At 66.7% G+C, this 6,807-nt stretch carries 8 protein-coding genes; 5 read left to right on the top strand and 3 right to left on the bottom strand.

Annotated elements, in window-relative coordinates; all coding sequences use genetic code 11:
* On the top strand, positions 1–645 hold a 645-nt coding region (locus I6A60_RS40455; protein WP_238437261.1), incomplete at its 5' end, for a hypothetical protein.
* 180 nt (positions 646–825) lie between these two features.
* Here the strand turns inward: I6A60_RS40455 and I6A60_RS40460 are convergent.
* Positions 826–1,326: a GNAT family N-acetyltransferase gene (locus I6A60_RS40460; RefSeq protein WP_238437262.1), complete on the bottom strand. Its 501-nt coding sequence runs from the start codon at positions 1,324–1,326 to the stop codon at positions 826–828.
* Positions 1,327–1,361: 35 nt separating this feature from the next.
* On the bottom strand, positions 1,362–2,681 hold the full coding sequence (locus tag I6A60_RS40465; protein WP_203011677.1) for a hypothetical protein: 1,320 nt from the start codon (positions 2,679–2,681) through the stop codon (positions 1,362–1,364).
* Positions 2,682–2,881: 200 nt separating this feature from the next.
* On the opposite strand from I6A60_RS40465, the gene I6A60_RS40470 reads away from it, so the two are divergent.
* The 4 genes from I6A60_RS40470 (at position 2,882) to I6A60_RS40485 (ending at position 5,686) form a co-directional block, all read left to right on the top strand.
* Complete coding sequence (locus I6A60_RS40470; RefSeq protein ID WP_203011676.1) at positions 2,882–3,169, top strand: DUF397 domain-containing protein; 288 nt, start codon at positions 2,882–2,884, stop codon at positions 3,167–3,169.
* A 232-nt stretch (positions 3,170–3,401) separates the two neighbouring features.
* Entirely contained in the window at positions 3,402–3,782 is a 381-nt protein-coding gene (locus I6A60_RS40475; protein ID WP_203011675.1) for a hypothetical protein, read from the top strand.
* 61 nt (positions 3,783–3,843) lie between these two features.
* Positions 3,844–4,455, top strand: coding sequence for an ATP-binding protein (locus tag I6A60_RS40480; RefSeq protein ID WP_203011674.1), 612 nt, complete (start codon positions 3,844–3,846; stop codon positions 4,453–4,455).
* Positions 4,456–5,263: 808 nt separating this feature from the next.
* Positions 5,264–5,686 (top strand): hypothetical protein, encoded by a 423-nt coding sequence (locus tag I6A60_RS40485; RefSeq protein WP_203011672.1) that lies wholly within the window; start codon positions 5,264–5,266, stop codon positions 5,684–5,686.
* A 120-nt stretch (positions 5,687–5,806) separates the two neighbouring features.
* Here I6A60_RS40485 and I6A60_RS40490 read toward each other — a convergent pair whose 3' ends face one another.
* Positions 5,807–6,706, bottom strand: a complete 900-nt coding sequence (locus tag I6A60_RS40490; RefSeq protein WP_203011670.1) for a hypothetical protein — start codon at positions 6,704–6,706, stop codon at positions 5,807–5,809.
* Positions 6,707–6,807 lie beyond the last annotated feature (101 nt).

The following is a 6,807-nucleotide window of genomic DNA, read 5'->3' on the forward strand; positions in this document are numbered from 1 at the left end:
GTCGGCGTGGGCGTTCTTGATCTGGCCGACGAGCCGGGTGAAGTCGGTGATGTTGGGGGTCACCTGCGCGCGCAGGAAGAACCCCCCACCATGATCACGCTCATTACCCGCCGGATCGAAGCCGACCTACACAAACTCATCCGCGCCGACGACCCCAGCCCGTCGGGCCTCGCCCGCGTCGCACCGAACCTCCTGGCACTGCTCACCGGCCGGCACACCCTGGAAGCAGCCCCCACCGCGTGGGCCAAGGTCCGCGACGCGATCGGCGCGCTACCCGACACCCACGCCAAAGCCGCGACGATCCTGCTCGGTATCGGCCAACCCCCCCGCGCCAACCTCACCGAACGCCGCGCCATCGCCGCACCCCTCTACCGCGTCGGCCCCGACCAGTTCGCACGCGAATACGAACGCCACGTACTCGACGCGCTCACACTCGCCATCGCCGAACGCTCCGACCCCAACGCGACGCTCCCGGCGCGGTTCCTCGCCTTGCGCCTACCCCCACCACTGAGCGCCTTCCGCGCCGCAGCACGCGACCCCCAGATACGCGCCGCGCTGCGCACCATGAGCACCCGCCCCACCATCCCAACCCCCCGGCTCACCACCGCCACACCACACCCCGCGAAGCCCGAATCTATGGCCTGACCAGCGCTAGCAACCCGCTAACAAAAGCAAGCACACCGAACGGGACCACTCCCGGACGCGTGAGGGCCCTCCGCCGCATTGGCCACCGACACCATGCAGCGGAGGGCCCTCACGTCTCCCCACCGCGAACCCGCGACCAGCGCTTGCAGACCGCTAGCTCTTGCAAGCAGGCGGCAAGCGTTATCCGGCCGTCGGACGGTCCAGCCGATAGAGAGCCTGGTCCTTCCACGGGCCAACGTCCCCCCGCCCGGTCATCCGGAACCCGAGTTTCTCCGCGACCCGTCGCGAAGCAACATTTTCCGGTGTAATCACCGAAACCAAGTGATCGGCCGCGAGATTTTCCCAGCCCCACTCAATTGCCGCCGCAGCGGCCTCGGTAGCCAGGCCCCGACCCCATTGATCCCGGCGAACAGTCCAGGCAGCTTCTATGCCGGGCCAATCCCAACCCTCATAAAGCCCGGCGCGTCCGATGAACTCGCCAGTCTCCCGGAGTTCCAGGGCCCACATGCCGCAGCCGCGCAGCGGCCACAACCCGATTAGCTCTGCGACCAGGCGGAATGTTGCCGCCTGCCCGAAGGTACCCCCTTCGTGTCGCATCATTTCGGGATCGGCATTCATTGCCGCGTACGGGTCGATGTCGGCCGGCTTCCATCCTCGAAGAATTAAACGTTCCGTGGCCAACGTTGGAATGGTGATAGTCGTTGGATCGTGGGCCGTCATGTTGCTGGTCCAGCCGGAAGTACACGAGCGCCGGAGCCCGCGAGACGCCCATGAAGTTCCTTGACGACGGCGACGCCCTGATATCTGCCCATTTGTCCTGCTAGCTCTCCAGCACGTTGGAGTACAGTGTGTGTCGGTCGACCATCGATTATGTCGAGCGCGCGAAGCGTCGCTCGCGCGGATTCTTCCACGTCTAGCCCGAGCAGTGCCATCGCATGCGAAAGGTAGGCGTTGCCGTGACTCTCATAGGGCGCCTGACCTTGAAGGTCATATTCTGCAATCGCAGTCGTTGTGATTTCGAGCGCCTCGCCAAGGCGCCCAAGCCGGGCCAAAGAATGACCCCGAACCGATCTCGCATATTCTTCAGTGAAAGGCTCACCACCCGCTTCTGCCACGCTTACGGGGCCAAGCGAGCGTTCCATCATGTCGAGTGCCTCCAACGCGGCCGGATCGCCTAGCGCGCCGAGCGCTCGAGCCTCATAGCCGAACAAGCGCGCTTCATCATACTTGTACCGCCAACGGTGACCGTCCTGCGCTGCGCGGAGCGCTTCCAGGTAGTCGCCTTGATAGAAAAATAGAGACGACCACATTCCAGCGGCTGCAGCGCCCAATCCCGGATCTCCGGAAGCCTCAACGTGACGCTCCATCAGGTCCAGGAACTGTGCGCTCTCATCGTGATCTCCCATGTTAAAAGCCAAGCGAGACAGTAGGCACGTCAGTTGCCCTGCGACCACCTGAAATTCACCCCGGTAGCGATCGGACCGCCAGCCATCCGCCAACACTGCCTCTGCCGCACGCCAATGCCTCCCAACTTCCGGCAGAAGCGCATCGTGTGGAGTAGTGGGGTAGCGGGCTGCCAGATCTGCTACGGTCCTCTTGGCCGCGAACAAATCAGCGCGCCCCGGCCCCCTGCTGCTAGTTCCAATTCGCAGCGTGAGCGCACTCGCGCCTGCCGCCAATGCCGCCAGCGCTTCCCGACGGTTCGTCTCGTCACCCTCCTCGCTACCTTCCGAGTCTGCGGGCGTCGCTGCACCGCGACGTGCCCGTAGTTCGGCCTGTTCCTGGTATGCAATTCGCCGCGCGGCGATGATTTTTCCGTCGGCCTTAAGCGCGGAATCAAGCTTTTCGGCCAGTGCGATAGACAATTCCAGCTTTGAGGTGATACGGAAAGCTCGCTGGATCTGCGAACGGTTGAACCCCGTCCGCTTTTCCAGTCCGAGGAAGGTAGCTCCACAAGCTTCCTTCCTCTCGTGCAACAGCGCAAGCAATGCCGCGAGCGCCGGCCGTTCGTCCTCTGTCCCCTGAACCCCGTCCACGGCCGACCCCCTCGCGTGTCACACCCTGTTGCACGACCGGTTGCACCCCGCATAGTGGCCGGTTGCACCCTGTCGCCTGCCCTATCCGGATTGTGTCATGGGCGTGATCCGGCGGACAGCGCCGGAACCCGTCCAACGGCCAGTAAGGGCACGCCCGTGCCACCCGCCAGAGGTCAGACCGCTAGGGGAGACGATCCGCGATGTTCCACGACGATGCCGACACCGAAGACGCCGAACGCGGTACACACTTCAACACGATCAAGCCGGACCGGCTGACGGCTGAGTCGCTCAAGTGGCGCGCGTCCGGCTACAGCAACGGGGCCGGGGGCATGTGCGTCCAGGTCGCGCAGGTCCATGAGGGGGCCGGCAGAGGCGGGTTCCTGGTCCGCGACAGCCGCGACCCCAGCGGACCCGTTCTCGCGTTCTCAGAAGCCGAGTGGCTCGCCTTCCTTGACGACGCGGACGCCTTCCGGGGCGTGCGGGTCTAACAACGCTGAGCCCGGCCCCTGCTCCGCTGGGGCCGGGCTCAGCGACCGGCCGTCCGGTGCGGCTGGATCAGGACGGGCCGGGGGGTTGGCGTGCCCATGGGGAAGATCTCCGGCTCGGCGGAATATGTGGACGCGAACGAATGGGGGTTCAATGATTGTGAGGTTTGAACTCCGGGATGGTAGGGAGGCGGAATCTACGGTTCCGCCTGCCGTGGCGTCCGGCGCTACGGCTGTGGAGATCGCCGTTGGTTTGCTGGCCCTCGTGCCGGGTGCCCGGCGTGTTCGTGTCTGGGAGGACGGGCGCAGTTTCTCGGATGCGCCGTCGGCCGACGCGACGCACGTCACCGATGAGGAGACAGAGGAAGACGACGAATACACGGAGGAAGATCTCGCGGCGATCGATCGATTGCTGCGGGAAGCCCACGCCGCGCAGGTCGCCAAGTGGGCGGCCATGTTTGATTTTGAGGCTGGCCTCGCCGCCATAATCGGACGGCGGGTTCCTGCGAAGGAAAACCGGCCGTCCGAGTTGGCCGAATGGCGGTCCGCGACCGGCCCGGATACCGACGGCCGCCCGTGGCAGTCGGCCTTTCGTGGCCGGCAGCCCCCCGTCTAGCGGGCGCGATAGTGGAGATGATCGTCGCGTGGTCCTCGTCCGGGCTAGGTCTGGATATCGCATGAGCAGTAACAGCGGCACCGCCGTCATCCGCGTAGACGTGAGATACTTCCGGCCGACGCTCGACGCGGTCCCGAAAGCGCGTGCCGATATTGTCCGCACCCTCACAGCCTGGTCGCAGAACGCGCCAACGATCGATACGGCCGAATCGATCCTGTGCGAGCTTGTCACGAACGCGGTTCGCGTCAGCAGCCCAACCGATTTCGTGGCCGTGCAACTGAAGATCACGAACGACAATCTTCTGATTGAGGTATGGGACAGCAACGGGCACGCCGAGCCCCGGATCGCCCATATCGACGCGGACGCGGAGCGCGGGCGTGGCCTGTTCATGGTCGAGCTACTGAGTAGCAAATGGTCGTGGTACCGGTCGCCATCAGGTGGCAAAGTCGTCTGGGCGCAGATACCGAGCCAACCCGTACCCGTGGAAATAGTGGGCGGACGACCACCAATACCAGAGCGAACATCTCGGATCATAATCCCAGAACCAGAGCTTCCCGTGTTCATGGAAGACGATCCGGATATGTTGCGTCGAGTGGCCGACACGTTGCGTGCTCTGCACGACGACTGGCAGACACCCCCACCCGCGCTGCTCGGCGCGAGTGAGGACAGGTAGACGGCGGTGGATGAGACCATCCTCAAGGCCAGACTTGAGGACGGCCCGGAGTGGCCGTTCACGCCGGTCCTGCCGGCCGATATCCCAGCCGACCGGGCCGGACTGCTTATAGAACGAAGATGGCCGGCGGCACCGGAGACGGCGGTCTCTGGGACGCCTGACTACGATTTCGTGGCGATACAGCGGGGCGAGATAACGAGAGTCGCCACGCAACTGCCCCACTTACCACACATCAACTCGGTGGTGATCTATCCGCCGGGCATATCCCGCGAAGACACCGCGTTAGCATGCCTGGTCGGAACCATGTTGCGGGCTCGGCGCGGACGCGGGGCCAAAACGGTCATGTGCGCAGTTTGCCCGCCGCTAGGAATCGGCCGGTCCGCGATTCCCCATGAACTGTGGGTACGGAACGCTGACGGCGTACGGATACGGCATGTCTGGGAGATCGTTTCGTGGCCCGATGTCCCTGCCTGGCTTGACGGCCTTTCCACTCCGCCCCACACGGCGACTCATCGCTAACCCGAGGGAACCACCGATGGCAGAGACGCGGCGGCCGGCGCCAGAGGCACCGGCCCCGGACAGCGGCGCCGAACGGCCCGATGGGCCGCCGGCCGACGTGGCCAGCGAGGACCCGCTCATCTATGGAGTCAGGCGATCCGTTCTAGCGGCTATGTCGCGAGAGCACCGAGCATTCGTACTGAGAGGGTAGAACGACGACAGCCCACCCGTCCCCGTCGGGACGACGGTTCAACCCGCCTGCGTGCCTCACGGGCGAGGTATACGACGACCCCGCGAGGTAGGAATCTCTTTGTTTGATCTTTGGGTTGAGTTCAATGACATCGAGCGGCGCGGCCGGATAGTAGCGTCTATCGCGCACGCCGAGCCGGGCGTGCGGCTGCGGTGGGGGCGGCGCATTGTTGTCGGTGACTACGAGGGAAACACCGCGCGTGCTGTGGTCCGTCGTGTGCGGCGTAGGCGTGGGCTGGTCACGGTCCGTCTGATACCCGGTACCTTCATGGGAAGCGACGCTGTGGCCGACATTGAGTCGTTCTTGGTCGCTGTCCGTGCCGAACTCCCGGAAACATCCTTCCCCAGCTACGCGGAGATCTGCCAGCGCTACGACGAGAACCCCGCCTTGCAGCGCCGTATTGACGACCTCGTCGCGGACCTGGATGCCGAAGACGCCCGTAGGCGTCTGCCTTTCCCCCAAAGGCCAGACGCGGCGGGATAGCCGGCGGTGTGACCCTCCGTCCGCTACAGCGCCGCCGTGGCGGTCGCTGGCGGGGCCGCCGCAACGTGTGCGGCCCCCGGCCCGGGATCGGGTCGGGGGCCGCATGGGCCGGTTCCGGGGTCAGGGGGCCGGGGCCGCCGTGACGAGATGCGAGCGTGTTCCCTTGCCGCGCCCGACGCGGAACCCGAGCGTGCCCAGGAGCGACGCGAGCGCGTAGCCCATCACGTCGGGCAGCACGCCCGCGTTGTCGCCGTAGCTGTCGAGCGCGGGCCGGTGCGGGTCGGTGAGCCAGTCAAGCGCGACCCCGGCCGGGGAGGAAAGGCGGGCGGGCACGACGAGCGCACCGCCGTGCGGGTCGGTCCCACCGACGTCGGCCAGCGGGACACCGGCCGCGACGAGCGCCGCACCCACCTGGAACGCCAACCGCCCCACGTCGTCGCCGAGCGGCACGAGGGGGCCGCCGTGCTCGTCGCGTAGCCGGCCGGTCTGAGCGGCAAGGTGGCGCTCCCATGCAAGCTGATCGGGCGCATGGCGGGTCGCGACCGTGGCGTCAGGCTGAGCGACGCCGTAGGCGGCGCGGGCGTCGGGGTCACCGGCCCCGGCGTCGCTGGCGTCGTACCGGTCGGCCCACGGCCCGGCGACGATCGTCCCGTAGATCGTGGTCCACCACGCGGGCACGGCCGCCCGGTCGTGGCGCCACCGGGCATCACCAAGCACCCCAGCCGGCACGTGGACATCCCGGGGGACCGTGGGCGTCCAGTCAGACGCGGGCACGGTCGGCGGGTCGGCCGGGGCCGCCCCGTCGGGTTGCGCCCGGAACCTCAGCGCGACCCCGTCGCGGTCGAGAGGCGAGCGGTCGAAGGTGAGGAACGACGCGGGCGGGATGTCGGCCAGCGCTGCGGCCACGTCGTCCGGCTCGGCACCGGGAAGAACGGTCAGGGTGTGGCGGTCGGTGGTGGTGGTGACGTAGGCGCGCGGGTTGCCGGGCGGTGGGCCGTCGGGACGCGGGACACTTGCCATGGGTCGTCGTCTCCTGTGTGTGCAGGGGGTGGGGGCCTAGGCCCCGGCCCGGCGCTCGAACGCCGGGTTGGGGCCGCCTTGCAACGGGCGCACGGTCGGTG

The organism is Frankia sp. AgB1.9 (genome assembly GCF_016786355.1).
Classification (GTDB): Bacteria; Actinomycetota; Actinomycetes; order Frankiales; family Frankiaceae; genus Pseudofrankia.

Bases quoted from the DNA above. Each gene is read 5' to 3' on its own strand.
- I6A60_RS40470 (WP_203011676.1), top strand. From the start codon at position 2,882: ATGTTCCACGACGATGCCGACACCGAAGACGCCGAACGCGGTACACAC.
- I6A60_RS40480 (WP_203011674.1), top strand. From the start codon at position 3,844: ATGAGCAGTAACAGCGGCACCGCCGTCATCCGCGTAGACGTGAGATAC.
- I6A60_RS40490 (WP_203011670.1), bottom strand. From the start codon at position 6,706: ATGGCAAGTGTCCCGCGTCCCGACGGCCCACCGCCCGGCAACCCGCGC.